The organism is Mycobacterium xenopi (genome assembly GCF_009936235.1).
Lineage (GTDB): Bacteria > Actinomycetota > Actinomycetes > Mycobacteriales > Mycobacteriaceae > Mycobacterium > Mycobacterium xenopi.
This window is the reverse complement of the sequence record NZ_AP022314.1, coordinates 181917-208303: the sequence shown is the minus strand read 5'-3', so window position 1 is coordinate 208303 and position 26387 is coordinate 181917. Positions and strand designations below refer to the sequence as shown.

Here is a 26387-nt window from a genome sequence, read left to right as displayed (position 1 = left end):
CTTGCTACTGCTCACGTGCCGGCGTATCGACGGGACGTCAGTCACTTTGTCGTTGATCAGCCAACCCGACGCGAGACGGCCAACCGCTCGACAAGGTCTGCGGTGGCCGCAACACTCTCGGCGGGTTTACTCATCCGGGTGGCGATCTCTCGGGCCCGGGCGGAATATTGCGGGGCCAGGACGCGGCGGAGGTCTGCGACCAGTGATTTCTCCGTCGTAGCCGAAAACCGCTGGCCAGACCCGACTTTCAGTCGTTTGAGCTGAGCCGCCCACATCAAATGATCTGCCATCATCGCCAGGATCAACTGGGGGACTCCGGCACGCATGGCTGCGGCGAGCGTGCCGGCACCGCCGTGGTGCACGATTGCGCGGCAGGCGGGAAAGACCGCCGCGAAGTTCACCGCAGCCACCACCTTGACGTGGTCGGGGATGGGGGGACGTGACTGAAATCGCTCCAGCCGGCGCACACCAACGCCCGCTGCCCTAGCTGCGCGCAGGCGTTTGCTGATCATGGCCAGCGTGCCGGCGGCAGACTCGACCGGCATGCTGCCAAACCCGAAATAAATCGGCGGCAGGCCAGAGGCGATCCATGACGCGACTTCGTCGTCGGCCTCTGTTGGCGACTCCATCGTCAGTGCGCCGACAAAGGGCCGCCGACCGTCAAATTTTGCCCACTCGGCGGCCAGTCCGGGAACGCAAACCTCGTCGTAGGCCTGAATTTCCAGCCACCCGCGCTCAGCGATGCGCCGCGACGGGGGACCAGCGGATTTCGGCAGCCGTAGTTCCCGACGCTGCGCGTTGTCGACCTTCTTGGCCCAGCGCCAGGACAGCCACTCATCCACCGTCATGGCGAAGCGCGCCAACGAGGACGGCAGGATTGGAACCATCTGACCGTTGACCCGTATCGGGCGGTAATGCAATGTAGCCAACGGAATGCCGTAATACTCGGCGATATTGATAGCGGGTTGCTCGAAACCCACGTTGGTGAACAGCAAGTCGGCTCCGTCAGCCAGCGACATCAGCGGTGCGCTCATCTGCTTCCAGCACCGGCTGATAAGTTCCCCAACTTCGCGCCACAAGCGGTTGAGCTCCCAGAACTTCCACGGCGTGCGTAACAAGCAGGTCCAGAAGTCCGCGTGCACATCCAGCCACTCTTTAATTTTCAGCCCGCCGGGCACCGCCGTAAGTCCAGCCGCCTCAGCGAAACCAACTTGATCAGGGGGGACGGTCATGCGCACGTCATGTCCGCGGCGCTCCAATTCACGGCCTACTACGACGAAGGGCTCGATATCGCCGCGGCTCCCCCAGCTTGCTAGCACGAATCTCATCGCGCGACCTTTCACTTTCCCTACGTTCGGAATGAAAGTGGGAGTGCTTCGGGCTAAGCCGCGCTGCAACATAACCGAATATCCGGCGCTATTGGACTGAAATCCAAAAAGTCTTGGGCGGTCGTTTGTGATCGTCACCGCTGCGGGACCTAGCCGATCCGCGTTGTCGCGCCGTCTCGTCGAAGCCTAGGCGCCGACCCCACGACATCCCAGCGCTCTTCAACCACCATGCCTCCAAGGGGCTAGCGGGAAATCGCAGCGCCGTGCTGGATCGCTGCAAAAATTATTGACCAGGGTGATGTGGTTCAGCGAGTTCCGGCTGGTCTGGGCCTGGAACCGGCTGTGTCGGTCCACGCTCGGCCGACTTGGCAATACTTTTCTGTTTTAGGCGCGCTTTTAGAGACAATGCGGGCTTCTCGACTAGGAACCAGCTAAGTGCCGCCAGCGGGAAGGTGGCGATGGCTGCGATGATTGCAAACACAATCGGATTCACAGTGCCGAGCCCTCCAATTATCAGCAACTGCTGAACCGGGAAGGCGTAAATGTATACGCCGTAGGAGAAGTCTGTCCGTAGTCTCAAGCGCTTGTGGCGGATGAGCGTCCCTGAAACGATGATCGCGTAAGCCAGTGGAATCGCACCGATCAGCCGGTAATTAGGCAGCGCAGAGGCCGCGATGACGACGGCAAAGCATACTGCGACGAGTGACCATCGAGCAGGAATGACGTTTCTGAACTGGTAAAGAAGCGCGCCGGCGAAAAACATGGTGAATAGCCGAGCTGCAGACGCCTCCGCTACCGCTAAGGATTTTGCAGCGTCGACATGCTGCTGCGGGGCTGCTGGGTTTTCAGCGAAGAGGTACCACGGTGGCAGCCGGGTCGACCAGAAGAGCATCAACGCCAAGGCGGCAGGGATGAACCAGCGACGATTGAGGAGCCCAACTAGGCCCAGAACAGCAACCGCGATGTAGCACAACACCTCAAATATCAGGGTCCAGAGAGAACCGTTCCAGTTGCCTGCAAATAAAACCCCGCGCGGTGTCCCGCCGACATCGAGTTGAGCCATCAGCACTGCGCAATTTTTTAGAACGTACTCGAGTGGTGCGCGGGATAGCAGCAGCTTGGCGGCTGGACCGCCCTGAATCGCCACGCTGACCGGGGCGATGACAAACGCGGTGATGATCAGGCAGAGCCACAACCCGGGAAGGATACGAAGGCCTCGAGCAACGAGATAGGTGCACAGCCGCGGGTTGCTGAGCCAGCTCCAAGTGATGAGGAATCCGGAGATCGCAAAGAACCCGTCAACCCATGCATCACGGAGAAGCTGGTGAACTGGCTGGAATGCGATGTGGTGGCCGGTGAGTGGGAACGAGTGCCAGAGGATCACTCCGGTCGCCAAAGTTAGCCGCCACGCGTTCAGCGCGTTTCTTCTCGGATCGAATGCCTGCCCGAGTTTCATGCTTGCCTTCCGTAGCGCTTCAGCCTGCGTTGGATGACTCTATAGAGGTCAGGGAATTTTGTACCCCGTTCATCCAACCGCAGTGCTGCTCGACAGAAGTCGACGTCGGGCGCTGGCTGTCATCCAGTCACGCAGCGGAACACGTTTATCCATACCGGTCTGCAGGATGCGACCCGCGGGGATGATGGTAATCAGGGAGCCGATATGATCCGCTCGGATTGCGCTCTCCGCTAACGCGTTGGTCATGTAATTGCACCAAGAAGGAACCGGAGGCCTCGGCTCTTGTCAACGTCCGTCCTCGTCACCGGTGGGGCAGGGTTTATCGGGTCCGCACTCGCGCGCCGTCTCGTCGAAGCCGGTTATGACGTCGCTGTGATGGACGTCTTGCATCCGCAAGTGCACGCTGATGGAAGAGCGCTCAACCTGACGCCTTCGGTGCGGTTGTTCACCGGCGATGTCACCCATGGCCCTGACTTGGATGCGGTGCTTCGTTTGTTTCGGCCTTCTCAGATCGTCCATTTGGCGGCCGAGACCGGAACGGGGCAGTCGCTCACCCATGCGACGCGCCATGGTTCGGTAAACGTGGTGGGTACTGCCCAGCTTCTTGACGCTCTGAGCCGCTCAGCGTGGGTGCCCGACCAGTTCGTCCTCGCGTCTTCAAGGGCTGTGTATGGCGAGGGCGCTTGGCAATGTGGCGCAGAAGTTTTCTATCCGCCGCCGCGCAGCCACGCCCAACTGTCGGCTGGTATCTGGGATCCCCAAGGGCCGAAAGGCGAGCCGGCAGTGCCACTTCCGAGCTGCGCGGGCCGAACCGAGCCCAGGCCCACCAACATTTACGCCGCAACCAAGCTCGCGCAGGAGCACATGTTGGGGGCGTGGACTGCTGCCCGCGACACCGATCTGAGTGTGTTGCGGCTGCAGAATGTCTACGGGCCGGGCCAATCGCTGACCAATGCGTACACAGGCATAGTCACTCTTTTCGCGCGGTTGGCGCGTGAGCGTCGTCCGTTGGAGGTCTATGAAGACGGCCGGATTGTGCGCGACTTCGTCTTTATCGATGATGTCGTTGACGCACTGTTAACTACGGTGCAGCGGCCTGCGACTCGCTGCCTTGACATCGGGTCGGGCGTCGCGACCACGATCCTCGAACTCGCTCAAAAGATCGCCGCGATCTGCAAGGCTCCGGAACCGATCGTCGTCCCTAAATTCCGCGACGGTGATGTACGCGCCGCCAGTTGCGACATCGTGGCCGCGAAGGCCGAGCTGGACTGGCAGCCGAAATGGACGCTTGATGATGGCCTGCACTCACTGCTTGAATGGATCGACGAACAGCATGGATCTCTCTGTGAGACAACTAAACCCGACCATCTACCCGGAAAGTCCTCCGATCGAACGTGATGGTTGCGTTGACAGCACACTGATTTGAACTGCCGGGGGGAGTGAAAAAGGGAGGATTTCCCACGATGAAATTTGCGCTGTCGAGCTGGGGAAGTCGTGGCGAGGTCGAGCCCTGCGCCGCCGTCGGCCGTGAACTGCAACGTCGCGGGCATGACGTTCGCATTGCAGTCCCTCCGGATTACGTCAAGTTCGCCGAATCTGCTGGCCTTACAGCAGTCCCTTATGGACCGGAGTTGCAGGCTTTCATGGACTCCTACCGGAACTTCTGGACGTGTTTCTTTCGCAGCCCCTGGAAGATCCAGACTCTGAGAGACCTGTGGCGCGAAATTTCAGGCCCTCTTAGCGCTTGGGGGGAGATGAGCAGGACGCTGACATCGTTGGCCGATGGAGCCGACCTCCTACTCGCAAGCAATATCGGTTTCGAGATTCTCGCTGCCAACGTTGCAGAGCACTACGACCTTCCGTTAGTCACGCTGCACTGGTTCCCGATGCGTGCCAACGGCCAGCTTGTGCCGTTCGTGCCCCCATCACTGGGCCGCTCTGCGATGACGCTATACGAGTTGCTGTCTTGGGGCGGTGCGGCCAAGAAAATCGAACAAGCCCAGCGCCGAGAACTCGGACTGCCGAAAGAAACCGGCCCCTGGCCGCGTCGGATCGCGAAGCGCGCAGCCCTCGAAATCCAGGCTTACGACGAGGTGTGCTTTCCGGGGCTGGCGACCGAATGGGCGAAATTTGGTGACCGACGACCGTTTGTTGGCACACTGACGTTGGAATTACCGACCGATGCCGATGACGAGATCGCCTCGTGGATCGCCGCAGGAACACCGCCGATCTTCTTCGGGTTCGGCAGCATCCCGGTCGAATCACCGGCCGACACCCTCACCATGATCGGCGCGGCCTGCGCGCAGCTAGGCGAGCGGGCGCTGTTCTGCGGCGGATCAACCGACTTCAGCCACGCCCCGCATATGGACCACGTCAAGGTGGTCGCCGCGGCCAACTTCGCGGCTATCTTCCCCGCCTGCCGCGCGGTGGTGCACCACGGCGGCGCGGGCACCACTGCGCTCGGACTGCGCGCAGGAGTGCCCACGTTGATTCTTCCCACGGACCTCAACCAGACGCTGTGGGGTGCTCAGGTCAAACGATTGAAAGTTGGCACCGCACGCCGCTTTTCGGCGGTCACTGAGCGAACCTTGGTCGCCGACTTGCGCACCATTTTGGAACCCCAGTACGTCGCGCGCGCCCGGGAACTCGCGAGCCGGATGAGCAAACCCGCCGAAGGCGTGGCCAAAGCCGCCGATCTTGTGGAGAATCTCGTGCGGGTGAGGCGAGTTGCCTGATTAAGAAGGGGCAGCGCAACGGTCTGCGGATGAGCCATCGTGCGGGCCAGCTACTGAGGAGACCGCCAGCGGCCGTGGCTGAGGCAACTTTGTCGTCGGAGTGCTGCCTCGATATCCGGTCCGGCAACGCCACCACAATCCATGAGAGAGGACGCAAGATTGCTGAAGTCTGCGCGGCCCCGAAACCCCGTCGCCGTATCGAAATTCCGTGACGGTGACGTACGCGCTGATAGGTGCACAATCGAGCCGCGACTGCTGAACTGAACTCGCGTCCGAAGTGGGCGCTCGAAGTACTCCCGCCCGACTTAGCTCAACTCAGTGCCTACGTCAGCGGGTACCGCGAACGAATTTGCCCACACCTTAACCTGTTTGGGCTTCGGTACAGTGCCGGTGATGATCGGCTCCGGTGGCCGACCTAGTTGGTTGGTGGTGGGGGCTGGGGTTGGAAGGGGTCGTACCACCACCAGTCGGCGCGCTCGCCGAGGGGCCCGGGCCACGGTGGGACGGCGGGCGGGGGACGTTTGGGTTGGCGGGCGAGCGATGCTCCGCTGAGCCGTCGACCGTCACTGTCGGTGACGACGAGATTATCGGCGGTTCCGGCGATGGTGATCACACCGCGGTGGTGCAAGCGATGATGGTAGGGGCAGACCAGCACCAGGTTGGTTACAAGTCGTTGATCTACCTGCTTCTTGCCTGCATTCTCCCAGTGTGGCGCTGGTGAGCGTGAGCAAAGCTGGGTGAGCGTCAACGTACGTACTGAAGCCCGTACACGATCTATGGGGTTGTGCCGCCTCCCTCTGAGTGAAGTCTCTTCAGATGTTGTCATCGCCTGTGGAGCATGCAGCCAATGACGATCCGCTTGGCCTGCTCGTACTCGACCTAGGCGGTCTAGTGCTCCCGCGAGGGTGAACTTACGCCGCCCGACGCAGGCTGCGACCTCATGCCCAGAGTTCGCATTGCGCCTGGACTATCCACTATCCAACGGCTCTTCCCGATCGCGTCCGGAATTACTGCCATGCAGGCTTGTCGGCGTCGGTGCCTGGCTTGTTTACTCCCAGTGAGCCGTGGAGTTCTTGTGAGGGATCGGTAATCAATCGTACGACGAGTGCCGCGATGCTTTTTCGGGATACCTCGGTGCCTTTGAAAGGTTCTCCTTTTTGGGTGATCTCGTAGTCCACTTCGTCTTTGTCTGTAAGCCATGCGGGTCTGATGATTGTGTAGTCAAGGCGCGAAGACTCGATCACTTTCGCCGCTGCGGCGTAGGTTTCGAGATAGCCGCCGTCGAGCATCCGATGGTTCCAACGGCCAAACTCGCCGGGGACTTCGTCGTAGATCCCTAGCGTCGAGATCCAAATGAGCCTTCGCACGCGAGCGCCCTCAAGTGCAGTGACGACCCCACGCGCTTGGTCCACGATATCTTTACCGCCAAGGTTGGCATAGACGATGTCTTGTCCCGCGACCGCTTGTTTCAGGAGACTTCCGTTAAGGACATCACCTTCTACTGCCGTTGCGCGGAGGTCGGGCAAGTCGTGCAAGCGTTGGTCGTTCCGTAGGTAGAGGGTGAGATTCACGCTCTCGTCGTGGAGCAGTTCGCGTACTACGATTTGCGCGATTCTGCCTCCGGCACCAAGTACAAGAACTCGTGTCATGAATGCTGCTCCTTCTGTCGTCGTGTGTGGTGGGCGTTATAAGCGGCGATCAAGGTATTTCCTACTCGGCCGAGTCCGGCACGACAGTTACTGGCGAGCTGGCGGCCCCTCGGTTGTGCTGATCGCATGCTGCGGGAGAGCACGTGCCTATCGTGCAGATAACCCGTCAGCTAGCGACTATCCCGCACTGCTCCAGCAAAGGGGAGTTAGCGATTCACGTCAACGATGATGCGGCCCCTCACTCGGCCCTCAAGAAGATCTGTTGAAGTGGAGATAGCGTCAGTGAGGCCGATCTCGTGGCTGATCTCGCCTAGGTGTCCGGTGTCGAGGTCGCTGCTCAGCCGGCCCCACGCTGTGACGCGTTTGGCGTGGGACTGCGTGACACTGTTGATACCCAACAGGCTCACTCCGCGCAGGATGAATGGCGCAACAGTGCTTGGGAATTCCATGCCTTGAGCCATGCCACACGCGGCGACGGCTCCCTCGGCACTGGTAGTGGCACACACATTGGCCAGTGTGTGGCTGCCCACGGAGTCGATAGCGCCGGCCCAGCGCTCGCTGCCCAAGGGGCGGCCCGGTTCGGCGAGTTCGGCTCGGTCGATCACCGTAGCCGCACCCAACCTCCGCAGATAGTCTGCCTCAGCGAGGCGGCCGGTTGCCGCGACGACCGTGTAGCCGTTGCTCGCGAGCAGCGTGACCGCGATGCTTCCGACGCCGCCACTGGCACCGGTGACGAGTACTTCGCCGTCGCTAGGGGTGACCCCGTGTTGTTCGAGTGCCATCAGGCAAAGCATCGCTGTATAGCCCGCAGTGCCGATGGCAGTGGCCTGCGCCTCGGTGAACGAGGGGGGGAGTGGCACTAGCCAGTCCGCCTGGAGCCGAGCGATCTGTGCAAGCCCTCCCCAGTGGGTCTCGCCCAGTCCCCAACCGTTCACCAGAACGTGATCACCGGGTTTGTAGCGCGCGTCATTGCTGGCCTCAACGACGCCGGCTAAGTCGATTCCCGGGACCATCGGGAAGCGACGGACGACGGGGCCCCTACCGGTGATGGCCAGGGCGTCTTTGTAATTGAGGCTGCTGTATGCGACCCGGACGGTCACTTGCCCCTCAGGTAGGTCGTCGCTGCCGAGCCGCCGCATTTCCGCACGGTAGTCCGTGTTGGTCTTCTCAACCACAATCGCGCTGAACATCGTATTCCCTTCTCCTACGCGCGGGCACATGCGAGGAATCCACTGAAAAACACGTCGAGCGGTTCGACTGTCCGAGCGAGTTTGGTGCGCAATACCGCTCCCTCCCAACCGATCCAGAAGAACCGTGATAGCGCGGCGCAGTCGGTGTCGGCCGGAAGATCTCCTACGTCAACGGCCAGTCGCAGGCAATCCTGTAAGCGCTGCTCCCAGTCCTCAAGTGTTTCTTCGAGTTTCGTGCGATAGCTCTCGGGAAGTGTCCGAACTTCTTGCCCAAGATTGCCAACAAGGCATCCACGATCAAACCTGTGTCTGGCCATTCCGGCTTTCGCGTCCTCGACGAAAAGGGTCAGACGTTGCAGTGGTGGCAGACTGTCGTCCAACAGCCAGCGATCAAGTTTGCGCGCGAAATACTCCGCGTAGCTCTGCAGCACCTCCAGACCGAATGCGTCTTTGCTGTCGAAGTAGTGATAAAACGAGCCCTTCGGTACATCGACGCGCTTGAGCACCGATTCAATACCTGTCGCAGTGAGGCCCTGCGCAGTCAGGATTTCCATCCCGCAGCGAAGCAATGCTCCCCGCGTGTCTTCGTGGTCACGGCTGACTTTTGGCGGCCGTCCACGACGAGGCCGGACAATGGGAGCGCTCATGGTGATGAGATTAGACCGACTGTCTCTAAATGTCCACGGGCGCGTTCAGCGCCCGGTGAGTTCGCGCTACGCAATGGCGCACCAAAAATGCTCACTTGACCGGATATGTGCGTCTGGACGCGCGTGGTCGAGTTGGTGCCGTGCACGGCCAAGGTCCTTGTTCGGTCAGTTACTCTGCTCCTGTGCCTCGCCCGGGGAACCCGGATATCCGCAGACGGTTACTCGCTAGTGGACTCGAGCTCTTCTATGCCCGTGGCGTCAACGCGACAGGTGTCAAGGAAATTGCCGATCGTGCCCACGTACCGAAGGCGGCGTTCTACACGTACTACGAGAGCAAAGAAGCCTTTGTTGTCGCAGTGCTAGAACAGTACTGGCTCGAACTTCAGGACCGGTCCGGATCCTTGCTGCTAGGTCGCGGGAGACCGGTTCGCCGCCTGCAACGCTACTTCGCGGTGATTGCCGACGAGCACGAGCGCCATACCTTTATGCGCGGCTGCCTAATTGGCAATCTCGCGCTCGAAGTCTCAGCCACCAGTGCGTCGGTCCACGAAAAGCTACGCGGCATTGTTTGTGCTTGGGAGCACGAACTGGCCGCTGTTTTCACAGAGGGAACGCCTCAACGGCGTCGCGAAGTCGCAGGTTTGATTATCGAAGCGTGGGAAGGGGCAGTGCTTCGCGCCAGGATCGATCGCACCCGCGCTCCATACGACCGTTTCTCACGAATAACCTTGCCGCAGTTGGTGGGTTTGGTCGGCACGTCCTGAAGTCCCGCCTCCATCATCGAGGTCCGAAAGGCCGGACTTGTTGATATCCGACCGGTCGTCTATTTATACTTTCCGGGCGCTGCCGTGTGTCGCGCACTAGCGCCCGATAGGAAAGGGACTCCCATCCAATGTCGACTTCATCCGTGTACGACGAGCCCGCAGAGCCCGGACTTCCGCCATCTGGCTTCCAGCTTGACGTGACGCACGCTGCGCTCGTCGTGACTGACCCGCAGAACGACTTTCTCAGCCCCGATGGTGCAACATGGTCGGTGTTCGGCGCCAGCGTCGAAGACAACGGCACTGTCGAGCACATCGACCAACTACTGTCAGCTGCCAAGAGCGCGGGGATCACGGTTGCGATCTCTCCGCACTATTACTATCCATCCGATCAGGACTGGCAATTCGCCGGACCGCTTGAGCGCTTCATGCACAGTGTCGGCATGTTCGCGCGGACGCATCCGCTGCAGCTGGAAGGGTTCGACGGTTCGGGCGCGGACTATCTCGAGCGGTACAAGAACCGCATCCTGGACGGAAAGACGGTGGTCGCTTCTCCCCATAAAATCGTGGGTCCGCAGTCCAACGATCTCGTACTTCAGCTTCGCAAACGCGGTGTGACCCAGGTTCTTCTGGCTGGAATGGCCGCGAATCTGTGCACCGAAAGCCATTTGCGCGAGCTGATCGAACAGGGTTTCGAGGTTGTCGTCATCCGTGACGCGACTGCGGGTGCACGGTTGCCCGAAGGCGACGGATACTTGGCTGCCCTGATTAATTTCCGATTCCTCGCCTCAGCTATCTGGACCACCGATCAAGCGGTGGCTGAGTTGGCGCAAGCCACCTAAAGACCGATGGGCGCTGACGGCAGCAAAGTTGGTGTATCCATTGTTGCTGAGCTGAACTCGGTTGCCCTGCGAAGCTCAGCGGCGCCGTTGGTGTAAGTGCGCCGATAACGTATCGCGCAGCGTGCGCTTGAAGCCGGCCACGGGGATCTGATTCAAGATTGCGATCGTCGATATGTATTGAGTGCGATAGTTTGCGCATCCGGCGCACTCGGACAGGTGCGTTTCGAGCCTCACGTGGTCGCTCGAACCGAGCGAGTCGTCCAGGTATTCGGTGAGTAGTTCGGCGAGTTCGTTGCATCTCATCTGTCTGCATCCTTTCATGTAGTGCATGAGCGACCGGCTCGCCGGCGACCATGCTCCCCGGTGCTTGAGGAAAAATTCCCGAGGATGGCTTCGTTGCTCCGACTCCTCGTCCAGTTTCTCGTCGTCAAGGGACTGCGACCTTTCCTCCTATGAAAGTTCGCAGACAGCTCTGTGAACCGAGGTGACTGATCCTGGGAAGAGCCGATTCCTTTGTGTAAGAGGCCTTCCTGTAGGGGGCCTTCGGCGATCTGGTGTCCTGACGTAGTCGCGTGCGAGGCGTGGCGTCGTGGGGCTTGCAAGTCGACAACTTGCACGAAGCCGCCCTCGTCACCCGCACGAAGCGAGGTGACGAGGGCGGCTTCGGCCTCAGCGGCGTGTGAGTGCATCGACCAGCGTCCAGGCAGAGATTCCGAGCAGTGCGACGTCCTTGATCAGGAACTGACCAGTCGACGACAACACCGGGAAACCTCCTGCTGATGCTTCGAATGCACCAGGCGTACTGAGCACGAATGTCAGTGTTGTGGCGAACATGCCGATGGCCATGAGGCTACCGATCGCTGAGAGTCGAGGGAACCACGGTTTGACGGCGAGCAAGACCGCGATTGCGATCTCGACTACACCGAGTAGCGACGAAAAGGTGGTGATCGAGAAAATGTCGTACAGCCAAGACATGAAAGGGCTGTTCGACACGAATGGCGCGATGCCGTTGGCTTCGTACTCTGTGAACTTCAGCATGCCGATCCAGGCGATGACGACGGCCAGCCCGTACCGTGCCAGGCCCGCGCCGCCACGTGCTACTGGCGACTCTGGGCGCACGCCGGCTTGAATCTGCTCGCGGATGGTAGCGATCATGATGACTCCCTTGCTAGTTGGGTTGACTACACCACTGAGTGCTATGCACTTCGGAAAGCGTTACAGCGCTTCCGTTTAGGTGGGTGTGCCGTACGTCATAGTTCCTGCGGGGATCTTGTGGGTCGAGACCGACGACGCGGATTGCGAGGTCTCGCCCTCGACCATTTGGGTGCCCACGCCCTTCCGCGCGGCGCTGCGGTCGTCGACGCCAAGTTCCTTTAGTCGCGGTAACCCCAGAAGTCGGCTTATCCGCCCCGTGTCGGCGCAATCGACCAGCAAAGCACGGACCATTTAGCAGCGCAGCGCTGTCAGGGAAAACGCCGGCGTGGTCTGTCGGCCCTCGTAGTGCCGATTTGCTGTGTCGCGACTAACTAACGGCCGAACAGATTTGGCGACCAATCTGCTTTGAGCAAGGCGATGAACGCAACCCTAAACGCACTGACCGCCACCAGACAGTGCTGGGTCTCTCCAGTTTTGGGCGACCTTGAGAGGCTATCGACGGCTAGGAGCGATGGTCCGACCATGTTGCGCAATCGCAGCCTGCGACAGCTTCTCCGACCGATACAGCCGGCGAATCTCCGCCCAATCCTCCACAGTGATCACTCTCCAATCGAAAGGTGAAGTGCTCACTTTTCAACCGGAACTACCTGCTCACTTTTCGACCGGAGCTGACAGGCATGGTGCACATGACGAGGTCGACGATGCTCGGCAAGCTTGCGGCGTTGCAGCAGACCTCGGCCCAGGAAGTAGACGCTGCGCGAGAATCGATCAAGTGGCCACCGCACCGCCGGCTTGGCACCGCCTCCCAAGCACTTTGAACCACCCCGGGTTTGATCCGCGTCAAACCTGGGGTGGTTCACGGTTTTCGTATCGTTGCCGATTTCATTCGACTGCGGGTTCCTGGCCGGATGGCACGGTCGAACCTGCGCAGTTCGGCGAGTCCCTATTGAGTGGGGATCGTCCGAGTTAAGCCGCGCAGCAGAGCGCACCTCAAGCACGGTCACGCACCGACGGCCACCAACCAGCCGACCCGGCGGTGTTAGCGCAGGAAGACACCCCCTTTACGCCCATCTGAATATCGCGCTATTGGGATATTGACGTATCTCGATATCTAGGTTAGGGTTGGTGGCACCACGTCGTCAGGGGTGGTGAACAACGAAATCACGGAAGAGGTTGAGCCGGTTGTACTTCCGGCCCGCCCGCCAATCAGAAGGAGAAGCGCGCCATGTCCACGTCCCAGTATGCTCCGGACCGCAGCTACGGAATGTTCATCGACAACCAATGGGTGGACGCGGAGTCCGGGGAGACGATCGAGAGTATCAATCCCGCGACGGGTGAGGTGCTGACTCGTATTCCTAGTGGAACAGCCGCTGATGTCGATCGCGCGGTCCAGGCGGCGCAGCGTGCGTTTGCGGGCTGGAGGGCGACCACGGTGACGGAACGTGCGAACGCGTTGAACAGGATCGCCGACCTGCTGGAGGCTGACGCCGAGCGTTTCGCGGTCCTGGAGTCGCTGGATGTGGGCAAGCCGATTCGCGAGTCGCGCGTTCTCGACGTGCCCATCGCCATTGATCACTTCAGGTACTTCGCCGGAGTGATTCGCAGTCACTCAGACGAGGCGGCCGTGCTTGATGAACAGACCCTCAGCCTCGTGCTGAGCGAACCGCTTGGTGTGGTTGGTCAGGTGATCCCCTGGAACTTTCCGTTGTTGATGGCAGCCTGGAAGATTGCCCCGGCAATCGCCACAGGGAACACCGTGGTGATCAAGCCATCGGAGATGACGCCGGTCAGCATTTCCGAACTGGCAAAGATTTTCGCGCAAGTTCTTCCCCCCGGTGTCGTCAACATCGTCACCGGCACAGGGCCGGTTGCCGGCCAGGCCGTGCTGGATCACCCGACGGTACAGAAGCTGGCATTCACCGGTTCCACCCGAGTCGGCTACACCGTCGCCGAAGCCGCAGCCAAAAGACTGGTACCAGCAACGCTGGAGCTGGGCGGCAAATCGGCGAATATCGTTTTCCCCGACGCGAATTGGGACAAGGCCGTCGAGGGGGCAGCCCTGGCGATTCTATGGAATCAAGGCCAAGCCTGCGAATCCGGAGCTCGCCTCTTCATTCACGAGTCGATCTACGACCGTTTTATCGACGAACTAAAAGCCAAGTTCACCACGGCCCGCGTGGGGGATCCCCTCTCACCAGACACCCAGGTGGGCTCGTTGATCAGCAAAGCCCAGCTGGAGCGCGTGTTGGGCTATGTAGAAACCGGTCGTGCTGAAGGTGCCACGGTTTTGACGGGTGGTCGCCGGCTCACTGGCGGGGACTACGATTCCGGATTCTTTGTCGAGCCGACAATATTGGTCGATGTGCGCAACGATATGCGCGTTGCATCGGAAGAGATCTTCGGCCCCGTTCTCGTTGTTATCCCATTCAAGGACGAGGATGAAGTTATCGCCTTGGCCAACGACTCAGAATACGGACTCGCCGGCACAGTGTGGACCCAAGACATCAACCGTGCACTTCGCGTGGCACGCGCGGTGGAGACCGGTCGGATGTGGGTGAACACCGCCCATGAGATCCCTGCGCATGCACCTTTCGGGGGCTACAAGAAATCCGGCCTGGGCCGCGAAGCCTACAAATCCATGCTTGACGCGTACACCCACAAGAAGAACATCTACGTGAGCATGAACGAAGCTCCGCGCGGACTGTTCTAAATCGCGTATCCCATCGCTGCACAAGATTTAAACCATCACACCAACACCGGAAAGAAAAGAAATGAAAGACTCAGTGCTGTTCACCGCTACCAAGCTCGGCCCCTATGAGGTCAAGAATCGCATCGTTCTTCCCCCGTTGACCCGTTCGCGCAGTTCGCAGCCCGGCAACGTACCCAACGAACTCATGGCGGATTACTACACGCAGCGCAGTGGCGCCGGGTTCATGGTGACCGAAGGTACGCAGATCGAACCGCGCGGGCAGGGCTACGCCTGGACACCCGGGATCCACAACCTTGAACAGGTTGCGGGTTGGCGCAAAGTCACCGATGCGGTTCACACCGCCGGTGGGGTGATCTTCAACCAGCTCTGGCATGTGGGACGGGTGTCGCACACCTCGTTGCAGCCCGACGCCGGCGCACCGGTCGCCCCGTCGGCCATCACCGCGGACGCCGTGAAGGTTTTCGTGGAAACGGGCCCGGGAGCCGGAGCGCTGGCGCCGCCGTCGCCGCCGCGGGCTCTGACGACCGGCGAGGTCAAAGACGTCGTGCAGCTCTACGCCGACGCCGCGCGCAATGCTCTCGACGCCGGATTCGACGGGGTGGAAATCCACTCAGCCAACGGGTACTTGGTCAACCAGTTCATGTCCACCCATACCAACCACCGCAACGACGAATACGGCGGTTCCCTGCAGAATCGCCTCCGGTTCCTGCGCGAGGTGGTCGAGGCAGTTGCCGGCGTCGTCGGTAAAGACCGTCTGGGTGTGCGGTTTTCGCCATTGTTCACCACTACTGGCGAAGACCGTGTCTACCTTGGCCTGGTTGAAGATGACCCCCATGAGACCTACATCGAGGCGGTAAAGATCCTCGAAGAGGTTGGCATCGCATATGTGTCGTTGGCTGAGGCCGACTGGGACAACGCTCCCGAAATGCCGGAAAGCTTCCGTGTCGCAGTGCGCGAAAACTTCAGCGGAACCATCCTACTGGCGGGCAAGTACACCGCCGAACGCGCAGTCCGTGCCATTGAGGCTGGCTGGGCCGACTTGATCGCCTTCGGCCGACCGTTCATCGCCAACCCAGACCTGCCCGAACGGATCGCCAACGACTGGCCGCTCAACACCCCGGACCCGAGCACCATGTACGGCGGCACCGAGAAAGGCTACACCGATTACCCCACCTACCGTAGCTAGTAACCGAACCACGTCTTGCCGTGCAGTCGATCAGGCTGCACGGCAAGACGAGTCGCACCTCGGACGCTCCGCGGCCCAGCCGAACCGCCTACGAGAAACGTTTCATGCGGACCCAACCGCGAAGCCGCCAACGAGGTACGACATGCGCCGACGACGATCACCGATGGGCCGCGCAGCGTTCTGGCCAACTACCCAGCGCATCGGCACAAACTCGCAGGTACGCTAGTCCCTATACACGACAGGATCCGCAACATGTCCGTTCTCCAGCTCCCGGTGTGTCGAACTAGCAACGCCGCCACTGGATGTAGGCCCACGTTTACTAACTACTGTGCAACATCCGTCAGATCGGCGGCCCACCCGCGTAGCATGACCACGAAAGGGATCATAAAATGCTGAGCACTTCACCTGAACGTACTAATTCCCAGAATTCAATAAGTATTGATGTCAACGAGGCATTGAAAGCCCTCGATAACCCTACCCGATTAACGATACTCAGTTGGCTCAAGGATCCGCGAAAAAATTTTCCCGAACAGGATATCGATCCACAAGAAGTCGGCGTGTGCGTGAGTATCATTCAAAAGCATGTCGGCTTATCACAGTCGACAGTGTCGTCATATATGGCAGTTCTGCAACGCGCGCAATTGGTAACCTCCCGACGGATCGGGCCCTGGACGTACTACAAAAGGCACGAAAAGAATATTGAGTCGCTGCTGGAAGCCTTGAATGCGCTGATTTAACCGCTGCGCGCTCTCCTTCGCTGACCAACTGAGCACGAGCCAGCCAGGTAATAGCCTGCGGTAAAAGCTACAGCCGTCATTTCACTTTTAACTGAACACGCAAGGACGCGGGGCTACCATCATTAACTGAGACGGCTTGATATTGCTTCGCGCAGCCCAGCCCGGCATCCACGTCAACGCCATACCGTTACAGAGGCAACTCCACTATGTCACCAAGTTCTGACAAACAGATCGGCGCCGCCCCAATCGCTCTTCCCGAACGTTCTCGATACATCCGGCACATGCGGCAGGTCAGTCATTTCGCGGAGTATCGATGACGCCAACGCCTGTCGTATTCAGCGACCTGGACGGTACGCTATACGTTGGTGACGAGCTCGTTCCCGGCGCGCCTGAGGCTGTGACAAGACTCCGAAACATGGGTTGCACGCTCCGTTTTCTCACCAACACCGATACTGTGCCACCACAGACCCTCCAAGAAACACTGCGCGAGCGCGGATTCGACGTTCGTGTCGGCGAAGTTTTCACCCCCGTATCCGCTGCCCTGCAACTCTTTGAAGCAACGCGCGGCCGGATCAACGTATTGCCGGTGGTGTCAAGCGCCTTGCTTCCGACATTTGCCCCCTACCGCCACGCCGGCGGTGCGATCACCCATGTCGTCGTCGGCAACACTCACGACACGCTAACGCATCAGCTACTCGACTTGGCGTTTCGCGCTCTCGAGCGCGGTGCGACCCTTATAGCACTCCAAAGAGGGAAGTATCGAAAACGCCCCGACGGCAACCATATCGACACCGGTGCGATCACGGCAGCGCTTGAGCACGCCACCGGCGTCACCAGCAAACTCCTCGGCAAACCATCACCAGAATTTCTGCGATCCGCCGCAGCGAGCGTGCCCGTCAAGCCGAACGCACTCTGGCTGATCGGCGACCAACCCGCCAACGATATTGCCATGGGAAACGCGGTAGGCGCACACACAATCCAGGTACGCACCGGCATGTATGCCGACCAAATCGACCTTACCCAGACACATCCCGCAGAAACCACTCTGGACTCCATCGTTGACATGCCCGCTTGGCTAACGCGCAACGAGCACCAGCACTGATAGCCATCTAGCCGTACGACGGTGCCTGCGCTGTGAGTGTGGCAGTAACCGGTGTACGCGGCTTTACGGCCCGTGCCGCCAGACGTGCTCATCCACCCCGCGCACCGCCACGCCATCCAAGCGGGCCTGGTCAGCGATGAGCAAACCGCTGGCCCACCGTCAGTTCGGCTGAGAGCGCCCCGCGGCGCCTTCGGCCCACACTGGACCGCCTATGACCGATCAACCGAAAGGCCCTCTGGCACTGGGAAGCCCGTCCCACCCGGCGCCACGAGACCAGCAACCGCGACCCGCCCACAAGCCTGACCCCGTCAACTGCGACCCGGAGTCCGGCGACCATCGCCTTGGACGGAAATCGAGACTAAGACGCCCTAATACCACCTTCCTAGATATAGCGATATCGCGATATCTGGATTAGAATCGTAGGAGTGACGCTCCGATCGGCAATTAATCTGCGAGGGCCGCAACTGACGCGGCGCCCAGCGAAAGTCGCCCAGCTGCTACTTGCCGGGTCGGCGTGCGTCGCTGCGATAGTATTCGCCGCAACGGCGACAGCTGAGGATTCTGCTAGCGATGCTGGAGCTGAATCGCCCAGCATCAGAATGACACTCGGCGAGACGACGACCAAGACGACGGCTCCTTCTGAACCTCGCACTCCGTTCGCTGAGCCAGCCGTCAAGGCAATGGTGCCCTGCGGATTCACATTCGGCTGCTGAGCGTGCCCAAGAGACTGCCAAGGTCATCCCAATCGATCCAAACGACAGACCCAGTCTAGCCACCCGGATCTTTCATCCGAAACCCGTGAAGTGGAGGGTGTTTCGTGATCAGCAAGGACATGCCTGAGGCTGGGCGGCCGTCGCTGATGGCCATGTCTAATGATTTGACCACCAAGGTGGCAATCGCCTTCGAGGCTATCGGTCAGCCGACGATGCTGCGACTGACCCTGTCGATGACAGCGCAGCAGTGCAACAGCCTTCGATGCTGCGGTGTTGGACATATAGCATTGACCTGCAACTTATTTGGAACGAGATGCTGTAGCAGGGGCTGACCAGATAATCGACTGTGACCGCACCGCAGTGGACGTTGGAGCCACTCTGGTCCGGGCAAGTGTAGATGCCGGTCAGCCGTATCAGGGACCGACTTGGTGCGGGGGCTCCCTCGTCGGGACACCTTGGCGCACTTGGTGTTCGATGTCGTTTTGCTTGGTCCACTGAGAAGGGTGACCGGGTAGATGCCCAGATTGCCGGCGGACTAGCTCGGTGAAGTTCCCCGAGAGCGTGGAGGCATCGACAATAGGGGTCGAGATGCCAGAGAAACGGAAGAAGTACGACTAGGAGTTCCGTGAGGGTGCGGTCCAGATCGTCGAAGAAACGGGTAAGCCGGATCGCCCAGGTTGCTCGTGACCTGAGCGCGTATGAGGGCACGCTGGGTAGCGCGGACACGGGCGGCCCGCGAGGGTCGCGGTGAGCTGACCCAGTCTAGCTGTATGTATCGCGCCAGTGGATCATATCTTTGAGTTCGCGAAAGTCGAATCCGTCTGCATCCGGGTGGATTTCAGTGGTAAAGAACGTTACCCCCATACTCGCAAATGCGTCGGCGTCGGCGCGGCCTGTCCAGTGCACTGCGCGTTCAATCGCCGACTCATCGCGCCCTACTACCTGTGCCAACTCGCCAAGCAGTGCATTCTTACGCCGGTACTCGGCGGGGCTGGCGAACGTATGCCAGATGTCGGCGTACCGTGCCACCAAAGGCAGCGTGCGGCGCACCCCCATGCCGCCGATGAGAATCGGGATGCTGCGTGTCGGAGCCGGTATCAGTTTGTCGAGCCGCTCGCTTATGCGTTTCAGGCTGCGCTCGAATAGGTCCATCCGTGACTTGACGGTACCGTACTCATAACCGTAAACGACGTAATCCTTTTCATACCAACCGGATCCAATCCCCAGAATCAGGCGGCCATCGCTGATGTGATCGACTGTGCGGGCCATGTCAGCGAGAAGATCCGGATTGCGGTAACCGACACCAGTTACGAGCAAGCCGATCTCGGCGCGTGAGGTGATCTCGCCCCATGAGGCCAGCGACGTCCAGCCTTCGAAATTATTGACGTCGGGCTGCACGGGTAGGAGCTCGGGCAACCCGTCGGAGGTCGGGGCGGTTGCGGGTTTATGGAAATGGTCGTAGCCGAAGATTGCGTCTACGCCGAGTTGTTCAGCGGTGATCACTGCGTCGCGCCAGGTGCGGTAGTCAGGGGTGTCTCCTGGCCACAGCTGCACACCGACGCGAATAGGCAGGTTCCGACGGCTAGACATATTGATATACCTCATATTTCAATGGGATGAGCAGGACACTTATTAATCGATGCACGCTGCATTCGGCTCCCGTGTGATCGGAATTGATGGCAGCATGGACTGTGCGGTTAGCCGGTGTTCAGACGGCGGTGCGGCCGCCATCTACAGCGAGGGTGACCCCGTGGATGTAGCTGGCTTGGTCGCTCGCCAAGAACACAATCGAGTTGGCGATTTCTTCAGCCTGCGCGGGACGGCCCGCGGGAGCAGGGCCAACCAGCCTGCGAAGCCCCTCACCCATAGCTGCGGTGCCTTCGGTGAATGTCGGTCCTGGACTGACCGCGTTGACCCGTATGCCCCGCGGTCCGTACTCGGCTGCCCACGTTTTGGTGAGGGATACGACCGCAGCTTTGCTGGCGCCGTACAGACTGGTTCCGACGTTTCCGTACTCGGCGACCATCGTAGTGACATTGACGATCACGCCATTGCCGCGTTCGGCCATCTTGGGGGCTAGTTCGGCTACCAAGAAGAACGGAACGCGAACGTTGAGATTGAACACCGCGGTGAAATCTTCTTCGGTCATCGATTCGGTTGGTCCGAACGGATAGACGCCGGCGTTGTTCACCAGCACGTCGATATGGCCGAGCCGTGTAACAGCCTCAGCAGCGAGCAGCCTCGCGGATTCGGCGTCGTGCAGGTCACTGCTGAGAAACTCGGCCTTGCCGCCCGTGGACTCGATCTCTCCTACTACCTGTTGCCCACGCTCCGCGTTCCGGCCTGACACTGCCACTACGGCACCGTGACTAGCCAGAGAGACGGCAACAGCCCGCCCGATTCCGCTAGTTCCGCCGGTGATGAGAACGCGTGCCTCGGACAGTTGGACAGCCATCGTTCATCCTGCTTTCTTATGGTCGACCGGATTGTGTGCCGCGGCCAAGGTTTTCTTCGTACTATCACGTGCGACTAATGAGTGTGCGGACGACGGTCAAGCGTTACAAGTCTCGGCCGTCCCGCAGAGTGCTATAGGGTTCAGCGTGGCGATGCTCGCGCTGGAGCACCCGTGTGTGCAGGGTCTGCTGGCAAGCCGATCCCGAGTGGAAGGACAAGTATTGCGTTCGTCGGGCTTACGACCCCGCCCACCGCGAACTGGACACCGCGGGCGGACTGACACATCCGGCCAGTTCTAGCGATGAGGAGGTCGTCCCGATGAGCAATTCAGAACGCGTGACGTTCGCTGGCAGTAGCGGTTCGCTGTCTGGGCGGCTGGAGACTCCAGAACAGCCGCCCACGACGTGGGCGGTATTCGCGCACTGCTTTACCTGTGGAAAAGACAACTCGGCTGCGGCGCGAATCTCTCGTGCCCTCACCGGCAGTGGTATCGGCGTCCTACGCTTCGACTTCACGGGGTTGGGGGACTCCGAGGGCGACTTCGCCGCGACAGGATTCAGTTCCAATGTCGATGACTTGGTGTGTGCAGCCGACTTCATGCGAGCGAGCCACGGTGCGCCAACGATGCTGATTGGGCACTCCCTCGGTGGGGCTGCGGTGCTTGCGGCGGCGTCGCGAATCAATGATGTCAATGCCATTGCCGTTATTGGTACACCGGCAGATCCCGGTCACGTAGCGGGCCTGCTGCGCCAGTCACGCGACGACATCGCGGCAGGTGAGGCGACTATATCTATCGCCGGTCGCGAGTTCCGTCTGCAGCGGCAGTTCCTCGACGACATCGCAGCACAGCCCCAGCGGGAACGTATCCGAGCGGCCGACGCTGCACTCCTAGTGTTGCACTCGCCGACCGACCAGGTGGTCTCAGTCGACAATGCCCGAGAGATCTTCGACATCGCGCGGCACCCTAAATCCTTTGTCGCACTTGACGGCGCTGATCATCTGCTCAGCTGCCGCGACGACGCCGAGTACGCCGCTACTGTGATAGCTGCCTGGGCTGGCCGTTACCTGAAGCACCATGCGAGCACAGCTCTGACTCGCAGCGGCCCTCCGCCTAGTGACGACGGTGTCGTACGGGTCGCAGAGCGGGGTGATGCGGGAAGTCTCACCCAGGACATCACGGTCGGCTCGCACCGCCTTGTTGCGGATGAACCTCGTCCGATCAGCGACGACATGGGCCCCACCCCGTACGACCTATTGCTCGCCGCGTTGGGAGCCTGTACGTCGATGACGATCAGGATGTACGCCGAACGCAAACGATGGCCACTGGAAAGCGTGGTTGTCGATGCCCGCCATTCCCGTGTCCACGCGCAGGACTGTGCCGAGCTCGACAAAACGAAAGGGTTCATCGATCGCATTGAACGCCACATTATGTTGCAGGGACCACTGAGCGCCATCCAACGCGACAGGCTCATGGAGATCGCCAGCAGGTGTCCAGTGCACCGCACTCTCCGCTCCGAAGTGGACATTCGCACCACCGGGCGACTCCGTGACAGTAATCATTCCCAGCTTTCACCAGCATCCTCGATCATCGGCGACCGCTGAGTCACCCACGAGCCCGAAGCGCGGATCATGGGCCGCGAACGCTTCATCGCATGAGCCCATTGCGTCCCGTTGGCGTCGTGCGGATTAATGTCCGGTACAGAAGTGGTGACAGGATAGTTTGCGCGAATGCGCATCCGACCGGGCACCGTGGTGCGCCGGAACCGCCCACAGGTAGCCCGAACCCCGCGGCGATGAGCTCGAAACGACTGCGTTGCTGTGCCGCAAAGTACGCCGATACTTTTCTCACGAACGCGATATCGCGTTCCTTCTCGGCGATCCCCGTACGGAACCGGGTGCCAACTCGGCACGCTCGATCGCGGTCAGCCACCATCCGGTGGAACCCTGTGCGCATCGGTGGCAGCGCCGTCCCGGAGCCTTTCGGCCGCCACCCATTTACGTAACAGGTGCTCGTGAACATTGAGCTCCCGGCCGATCTCGGCGACCGGCTGGGCCACCATCAATCGCCCGCCGAGCGGCCTGAGCCTTGAACTCCGCCGTGAACGACCGACGAGTCCTGGACATACCCACATCCTCCCAGCGGAACCCCGTGCCCCGCTATCTCGGGTGTCCACTGAAACCGGGGAGGCTCACCATACACCAATGCCGCTGACCAAGAGCGTAAGCATGCAAATAGTTGCGCACGAATAGGTTTGGTCAAGTTACTCGGGACGAAGCCCGCTGCGACCTTCGCAAGCCGATGCCCGAGTCAAATAGCGCCTACCAACAACTGTGGCGCCATCCCCGCACGATCGCGCGTGCTTGCCAGGCGCCGGGACTGCTTCATTTGGCCCGCAGGTGGCACTCTGTGGTTGTAAAAGGGCGTCACCGCCAATCCTTGAAAGCCTCAAGTAGTTGCGCGCGGAATTCCGGTGCCAACTCGCTTTCACGGATCCGGCCGACCGTGCTGATAGTGACCCGAAACTGCTGCAGGTAGTTATCGCATCCGTCGCATTCGAGCAGGTGCTCGTCGAAGCGCGCCCGCGTTTCGAGGTCGAGTGAGCCGTCCAGATAGGCAGTGACAATTTCGACGAGCTCGTTGCAATCGAGTGGGTTCACGACGCATCTTTCAGGTAATTTTCGAGAGCCTCTCGAATGACCGCACGGCCACGATGAAGCAATACCCGCTGGTTCGCAGCGCTGATCTCGAGTAGTGCACAGACCTCATCGGAATCGAGACCGAGCATGTCGCGCATCGTCACGACAATGCGCTGACGCTCAGGCAAGGTATCGAGATTGCGCTTGGCGACGTCGGTGAGTTCTCTGCTGAGAGCCGAGCCCTCAGGGGTGTCCGGGAAAGGAGTCGGTGTCTCCTCCGCCTTCCAGTGCCCGGGTAGCTCGTCGCCAGCAGCACGGAACCGCTCGGGGTCAACTGTGCCGCCGGTGAACGCTTTGATCTGAGTGTCGACGTGCCTGCGTTCCTTGAGCCCTCTAGTCTTGGCGATATTGACAAGAACCGTAAAAAGCCAAGTACGTAGGGACGACCGTCCCTCGAATCTGTCCAAGCCCTTGAGGAGCGCGATCCACGTCTCCTGCACGACGTCCTCGGCATGCTGCTCACTCGGCACGTAGCCACGTGCCACCCGCAGCATCGCCGGAGTGTGACGATCGACCAACCGAGCAAAAGCTCGATGGTCGCCGGCGCGAAGTGCAGCGACCAAAGCGCCCTCGTCTTCCGAAACCGTGGCTGCGGTCATGGTCACTCAGCGACTGTACCTACCGGTATAGCGATGGCGCTACCGACGGCTCAGCCATACCCGTCATACCTCTATTGACCGGGATTCCCAATCGGGTGCGAGCCGAATTGCCTACATTTCGGCAGGCCTGCGCTCTCGAACGATTTGGTGAAATACATGTACAGTTCGGCCGGACGATGCGCCGCGTGGTCTCGTCCTTGATAGCAGTAAGGAAAGTTATCACACCGCAGGTCAAGGCGGTCAGGCGGGCATCGGTCGCGCCTGCTGCGCGCGGCGTCTCGATGCGGCGGGGGCGAGGACAGTGAGGCTGGTCGTGCTGCCAGGGTGTGGTGGGCATTGAGATGCGGGCACTGGATGTCTGCGCGGGCTGGTGTTGGCGGCGGACGGAGGGCGAAGCGTAGGGAGCGGCGCGGACGGGAGCGCCAGCGGACGGGAGCAGAGCGAGCGTAGCGAAGCCCGCAGGTAGCCGCCGGATTTCTACGGGCTTCGGAGACGAATGCTGCAACGGCCATCAGCTATGGGCCTGCACAGTGGCGGTGGGACTCGTAGGCTGGCGGTTGTGAGCGGGGTTCTGACGCAGCGTGCACGGCGAGAGGCGGAGGCACGGCTGGCTGGGTTGCCGCGGTTGGCGCATGTGCGGGGTGTCGCGGCGGCTGCCGAGCGGTTGAGTCGACGTTTCGATGCGGACACAGCGGACTGCTTGGTGGCGGCGGCGTGGCTGCACGATATCGGCTACGCACCGTCGGTGCGCCAAACCGAGTTTCATCCTCTCGACGGCGCGAAGTTTGCCCGGTGGGCGGGTTTTGGGGAATTGGTCGCGTCGTTGGTGGCGTTTCACACCGGTGCGCTCGCGGAGGCTGCTGAGCGAGGCGTGTCGGGTTTATCGGCGTTCGGCGATCCACCCAGCGATGTTCTGGATGCGTTGACCTTTTGCGATCTCACGACCGGACCTGACGGGTTACCGATACCTCCGCAGGATCGCCTGAGCGACGTGTTAGCGCGCTACGGGCCCGAGGATCCGGTGCACCGGGCGGTCGACGCAGGTCGCGACGAGTTGCTGGCGACAGTAGGACGGGTACGCGCCTGGAAGTAGCCGCCCTTACTGCTCGCGGATCAGCCGAGGTAGGGAGCGTCGCGGTGTTGCAGGTAGTGGTCGATGCGCAGCCGCATCGATGGGTGCATGTCCAGGCCGGTCATGTCGTCGGGATGGGTCCAGGCGATTTCGGTGCTTTCATCGTCGATCGCCAGGGTTCCGCCGAGCACCTTGGTGGTGAAGGACAGCGAGAACTGTTGGCGGACTTCACCATCGGAGAACGCGACCACGTGCTGCGGGTTGGTGTAGACACCGACCAGTCCGGTGACTTCGACGTCAAGCCCGGTTTCTTCTTTGACCTCGCGTACCGCGGTATCGGCGATGGTTTCGCCGATGTCGTGTCCACCGCCGGGTAGCGCCCACAGGGTGTTGTCGCGGCGTTTGATGAGCAGGATGCGTCCCTGTTCGTCAGTGACGATGGCCGAAGCCGAGGGGACGACACTGTTGGGCTGCGGGGCGTTGGGGTCGTTGTAGTAGTCGGTGCGCATCGATGGGTTCAGCCTTTCGCGGTCAGGGGTGTGGCGTTGTCCCATACCTGGGTGAAGGCCTGTTCGAGGGTGGCCCAGAGGCGGGGTTCGTGGTGGCGCGATAGCACGAGGACGGGGTTGTTGCGTCCGGGTGAGCCGTAGATGTGGAAGTTGACGATCATCGCATCGTCGACGCGGAAGATCGACGTGTAGAGCGTGGTGTCGTGGGTGCGGATGTTCAGTCCTGGGGTGCCGGCGTGGGGGGTGAGCAGTTCGACGGAGGTGCGGCATCGGGCGATGACGGCTTCACCGATCCCCTCGTCTTGACCGCGCAGGATCGTGGTGGCGGTGTCGGGGTTACCAACGAGAAATCGCACTGCAACGCCGCGGGCGGCGGCGCCGAGGAGGGTGTCGAGGAATCCGTCGAGGGTGTCGAAGAGGAACGTGGCGGCCAGGACGAGGATGTCGATGCTGGTGGTGGCGTCGGCGAAATGCTGCTGCCATGCGGTGATCGGTAGCTGGGTGCGGCTGGCATACAGCGTCGCGGTGAACGGCCCACCCGATGACGTTGTCGCCAGTGGGTGCGCAGTGGAGGGCGGGTATTGGTTGGGCCACAGGTCGTACGGGGTGCAGTCGAGCACATCGGCGGCCCGGTGGGCGTTGTGTTCTCGGACCTTGTAGTCACTGTCGGCCAGCCAGCGTCGCACTGTCTTGATATCCACACCCACGGCAGTGGCGAACCGTGCGTGGGATAGGCCCTTGGCCCGTAGCCGCTGTGCGAGGCGCTCGTTGGGGATCGTCACGGCCTCAGCATCGTCGTGATCGTCCATCGTGTCAGCGCACATCTTCCCGTGTCGATTCTGTCC

23 protein-coding genes and 3 pseudogenes are annotated in these 26387 nt (G+C 60.7%); 12 read left to right on the top strand and 14 right to left on the bottom strand.

Annotation, left to right across the window (positions count from 1 at the left end; translation table 11 throughout):
- Positions 1-56: 56 nt before the first annotated feature.
- Together MYXE_RS00865 and MYXE_RS00860 are read right to left on the bottom strand one after the other, a co-directional pair.
- A pseudogene (locus MYXE_RS00865) lies at positions 57-1328 on the bottom strand (glycosyltransferase).
- 283 nt (positions 1329-1611) lie between these two features.
- On the bottom strand, positions 1612-2784 hold the full coding sequence (locus MYXE_RS00860; protein ID WP_081485318.1) for an acyltransferase family protein: 1173 nt from the start codon (positions 2782-2784) through the stop codon (positions 1612-1614).
- A gap of 282 nt (positions 2785-3066) precedes the next feature.
- Here MYXE_RS00860 and MYXE_RS00855 point away from each other — a divergent pair, with 282 nt between their 5' ends.
- The 3 genes and pseudogenes from MYXE_RS00855 to MYXE_RS25160 form a co-directional block, all read left to right on the top strand.
- Positions 3067-4182 (top strand): NAD-dependent epimerase/dehydratase family protein, encoded by a 1116-nt coding sequence (locus tag MYXE_RS00855; RefSeq protein ID WP_039890046.1) that lies wholly within the window; start codon positions 3067-3069, stop codon positions 4180-4182.
- 65 nt (positions 4183-4247) lie between these two features.
- Complete coding sequence (locus tag MYXE_RS00850; RefSeq protein WP_039890044.1) at positions 4248-5519, top strand: glycosyltransferase; 1272 nt, start codon at positions 4248-4250, stop codon at positions 5517-5519.
- A 107-nt stretch (positions 5520-5626) separates the two neighbouring features.
- Positions 5627-5938 (top strand): annotated as a pseudogene (locus MYXE_RS25160) (hypothetical protein); the annotation flags it as partial.
- Here MYXE_RS25160 and MYXE_RS23875 read toward each other — a convergent pair.
- From MYXE_RS23875 to acuR, 4 genes and pseudogenes are all read right to left on the bottom strand, one after another.
- Positions 5935-6183, bottom strand: a pseudogene (locus MYXE_RS23875) (hypothetical protein); the annotation flags it as partial. The pseudogenes MYXE_RS25160 and MYXE_RS23875 sit on opposite strands and share 4 nt — an antisense overlap.
- A 343-nt stretch (positions 6184-6526) precedes the next feature.
- The gene (locus MYXE_RS00840; protein ID WP_036391071.1) at positions 6527-7168 is read right to left on the bottom strand and encodes an SDR family oxidoreductase; all 642 of its coding nucleotides are present in this window, start codon (positions 7166-7168) and stop codon (positions 6527-6529) included.
- Positions 7169-7374: 206 nt separating this feature from the next.
- Positions 7375-8358, bottom strand: coding sequence for an acrylyl-CoA reductase (NADPH) (acuI, locus tag MYXE_RS00835; RefSeq protein WP_031354507.1), 984 nt, complete (start codon positions 8356-8358; stop codon positions 7375-7377).
- Positions 8359-8372: 14 nt separating this feature from the next.
- Positions 8373-9005, bottom strand: coding sequence for an acrylate utilization transcriptional regulator AcuR (gene acuR, locus MYXE_RS00830; protein WP_086370962.1), 633 nt, complete (start codon positions 9003-9005; stop codon positions 8373-8375).
- A 182-nt stretch (positions 9006-9187) separates the two neighbouring features.
- On the opposite strand from acuR, the gene MYXE_RS00825 reads away from it, so the two are divergent.
- Both MYXE_RS00825 and MYXE_RS00820 read left to right on the top strand, forming a co-directional pair.
- Entirely contained in the window at positions 9188-9769 is a 582-nt protein-coding gene (locus MYXE_RS00825) for a TetR/AcrR family transcriptional regulator (protein WP_036391083.1), read from the top strand.
- 128 nt (positions 9770-9897) lie between these two features.
- Positions 9898-10608, top strand: coding sequence for a cysteine hydrolase family protein (locus tag MYXE_RS00820; RefSeq protein WP_033710423.1), 711 nt, complete (start codon positions 9898-9900; stop codon positions 10606-10608).
- Between the two features lie 75 nt (positions 10609-10683).
- Here the strand turns inward: MYXE_RS00820 and MYXE_RS25155 are convergent, their stop codons facing one another.
- Both MYXE_RS25155 and MYXE_RS00810 read right to left on the bottom strand, forming a co-directional pair.
- Complete coding sequence (locus tag MYXE_RS25155) at positions 10684-10911, bottom strand: anti-sigma factor family protein (RefSeq protein WP_033710422.1); 228 nt, start codon at positions 10909-10911, stop codon at positions 10684-10686.
- 366 nt (positions 10912-11277) lie between these two features.
- Entirely contained in the window at positions 11278-11760 is a 483-nt protein-coding gene (locus MYXE_RS00810; protein ID WP_031354506.1) for a YkgB family protein, read from the bottom strand.
- Between the two features lie 620 nt (positions 11761-12380).
- On the opposite strand from MYXE_RS00810, the gene MYXE_RS00805 reads away from it, so the two are divergent.
- The 5 genes from MYXE_RS00805 to MYXE_RS00785 all read left to right on the top strand — a co-directional run bounded on the left by MYXE_RS00805 (position 12381) and on the right by MYXE_RS00785 (position 17498).
- Positions 12381-12581, top strand: coding sequence for a hypothetical protein (locus MYXE_RS00805; RefSeq protein ID WP_036448118.1), 201 nt, complete (start codon positions 12381-12383; stop codon positions 12579-12581).
- Positions 12582-12988: 407 nt separating this feature from the next.
- Complete coding sequence (locus tag MYXE_RS00800; RefSeq protein ID WP_016343721.1) at positions 12989-14473, top strand: aldehyde dehydrogenase family protein; 1485 nt, start codon at positions 12989-12991, stop codon at positions 14471-14473.
- Between the two features lie 61 nt (positions 14474-14534).
- Entirely contained in the window at positions 14535-15659 is a 1125-nt protein-coding gene (locus MYXE_RS00795) for an alkene reductase (RefSeq protein WP_016343720.1), read from the top strand.
- A 389-nt stretch (positions 15660-16048) separates the two neighbouring features.
- Entirely contained in the window at positions 16049-16396 is a 348-nt protein-coding gene (locus MYXE_RS00790; RefSeq protein ID WP_196760141.1) for an ArsR/SmtB family transcription factor, read from the top strand.
- Between the two features lie 313 nt (positions 16397-16709).
- Positions 16710-17498, top strand: coding sequence for an HAD-IIA family hydrolase (locus MYXE_RS00785; protein ID WP_031354504.1), 789 nt, complete (start codon positions 16710-16712; stop codon positions 17496-17498).
- Positions 17499-18973: 1475 nt separating this feature from the next.
- Here the strand turns inward: MYXE_RS00785 and MYXE_RS00780 are convergent.
- Both MYXE_RS00780 and MYXE_RS00775 read right to left on the bottom strand, forming a co-directional pair.
- A complete protein-coding gene (locus tag MYXE_RS00780; protein ID WP_225341763.1) occupies positions 18974-19816 on the bottom strand; it encodes an LLM class F420-dependent oxidoreductase in 843 nt (280 codons plus the stop codon).
- 103 nt (positions 19817-19919) lie between these two features.
- On the bottom strand, positions 19920-20666 hold the full coding sequence (locus MYXE_RS00775; protein ID WP_023870431.1) for an SDR family NAD(P)-dependent oxidoreductase: 747 nt from the start codon (positions 20664-20666) through the stop codon (positions 19920-19922).
- A gap of 317 nt (positions 20667-20983) precedes the next feature.
- Here MYXE_RS00775 and MYXE_RS00770 point away from each other — a divergent pair, with 317 nt between their 5' ends.
- Positions 20984-22267, top strand: coding sequence for a bifunctional alpha/beta hydrolase/OsmC family protein (locus tag MYXE_RS00770; protein WP_043079263.1), 1284 nt, complete (start codon positions 20984-20986; stop codon positions 22265-22267).
- An 822-nt stretch (positions 22268-23089) separates the two neighbouring features.
- Here the strand turns inward: MYXE_RS00770 and MYXE_RS00765 are convergent.
- Positions 23090-23323 (bottom strand): zf-HC2 domain-containing protein, encoded by a 234-nt coding sequence (locus MYXE_RS00765; RefSeq protein WP_023870429.1) that lies wholly within the window; start codon positions 23321-23323, stop codon positions 23090-23092.
- Entirely contained in the window at positions 23320-23961 is a 642-nt protein-coding gene (locus MYXE_RS00760; RefSeq protein ID WP_031354461.1) for an RNA polymerase sigma factor, read from the bottom strand. Before MYXE_RS00760 ends, MYXE_RS00765 begins: the two co-directional genes overlap by 4 nt.
- 559 nt (positions 23962-24520) lie before the next feature.
- On the opposite strand from MYXE_RS00760, the gene MYXE_RS00755 reads away from it, so the two are divergent.
- The gene (locus MYXE_RS00755) at positions 24521-25054 is read left to right on the top strand and encodes an HD domain-containing protein (protein WP_031354460.1); all 534 of its coding nucleotides are present in this window, start codon (positions 24521-24523) and stop codon (positions 25052-25054) included.
- 20 nt (positions 25055-25074) lie between these two features.
- Here MYXE_RS00755 and MYXE_RS00750 read toward each other — a convergent pair whose 3' ends face one another.
- Both MYXE_RS00750 and MYXE_RS00745 read right to left on the bottom strand, forming a co-directional pair.
- A complete protein-coding gene (locus MYXE_RS00750) occupies positions 25075-25542 on the bottom strand; it encodes an NUDIX hydrolase (RefSeq protein ID WP_023870426.1) in 468 nt (155 codons plus the stop codon).
- A gap of 8 nt (positions 25543-25550) precedes the next feature.
- The gene (locus MYXE_RS00745; protein ID WP_033720763.1) at positions 25551-26351 is read right to left on the bottom strand and encodes an XRE family transcriptional regulator; all 801 of its coding nucleotides are present in this window, start codon (positions 26349-26351) and stop codon (positions 25551-25553) included.
- Positions 26352-26387: the final 36 nt, after the last annotated feature.

Excerpts from the sequence above, each read along its gene's own strand:
- MYXE_RS00860 (WP_081485318.1), bottom strand. The coding sequence starts at position 2,784 with ATGAAACTCGGGCAGGCATTCGATCCGAGAAGAAACGCGCTGAACGCG.
- MYXE_RS00820 (WP_033710423.1), top strand. The coding sequence starts at position 9,898 with ATGTCGACTTCATCCGTGTACGACGAGCCCGCAGAGCCCGGACTTCCG.
- MYXE_RS00780 (WP_225341763.1), bottom strand. The coding sequence starts at position 19,816 with ATGAGGTATATCAATATGTCTAGCCGTCGGAACCTGCCTATTCGCGTC.
- MYXE_RS00850 (WP_039890044.1), top strand. The coding sequence starts at position 4,248 with ATGAAATTTGCGCTGTCGAGCTGGGGAAGTCGTGGCGAGGTCGAGCCC.
- MYXE_RS00745 (WP_033720763.1), bottom strand. The coding sequence starts at position 26,351 with ATGGACGATCACGACGATGCTGAGGCCGTGACGATCCCCAACGAGCGC.
- MYXE_RS00775 (WP_023870431.1), bottom strand. The coding sequence starts at position 20,666 with ATGGCTGTCCAACTGTCCGAGGCACGCGTTCTCATCACCGGCGGAACT.
- MYXE_RS00840 (WP_036391071.1), bottom strand. The coding sequence starts at position 7,168 with ATGACACGAGTTCTTGTACTTGGTGCCGGAGGCAGAATCGCGCAAATC.
- MYXE_RS00795 (WP_016343720.1), top strand. The coding sequence starts at position 14,535 with ATGAAAGACTCAGTGCTGTTCACCGCTACCAAGCTCGGCCCCTATGAG.
- MYXE_RS00750 (WP_023870426.1), bottom strand. The coding sequence starts at position 25,542 with ATGCGCACCGACTACTACAACGACCCCAACGCCCCGCAGCCCAACAGT.
- acuI (WP_031354507.1), bottom strand. The coding sequence starts at position 8,358 with ATGTTCAGCGCGATTGTGGTTGAGAAGACCAACACGGACTACCGTGCG.
- MYXE_RS25155 (WP_033710422.1), bottom strand. The coding sequence starts at position 10,911 with ATGAGATGCAACGAACTCGCCGAACTACTCACCGAATACCTGGACGAC.
- MYXE_RS00770 (WP_043079263.1), top strand. The coding sequence starts at position 20,984 with ATGAGCAATTCAGAACGCGTGACGTTCGCTGGCAGTAGCGGTTCGCTG.
- MYXE_RS00760 (WP_031354461.1), bottom strand. The coding sequence starts at position 23,961 with ATGACCGCAGCCACGGTTTCGGAAGACGAGGGCGCTTTGGTCGCTGCA.
- MYXE_RS00790 (WP_196760141.1), top strand. The coding sequence starts at position 16,049 with ATGCTGAGCACTTCACCTGAACGTACTAATTCCCAGAATTCAATAAGT.
- acuR (WP_086370962.1), bottom strand. The coding sequence starts at position 9,005 with ATGAGCGCTCCCATTGTCCGGCCTCGTCGTGGACGGCCGCCAAAAGTC.
- MYXE_RS00800 (WP_016343721.1), top strand. The coding sequence starts at position 12,989 with ATGTCCACGTCCCAGTATGCTCCGGACCGCAGCTACGGAATGTTCATC.
- MYXE_RS00785 (WP_031354504.1), top strand. The coding sequence starts at position 16,710 with ATGACGCCAACGCCTGTCGTATTCAGCGACCTGGACGGTACGCTATAC.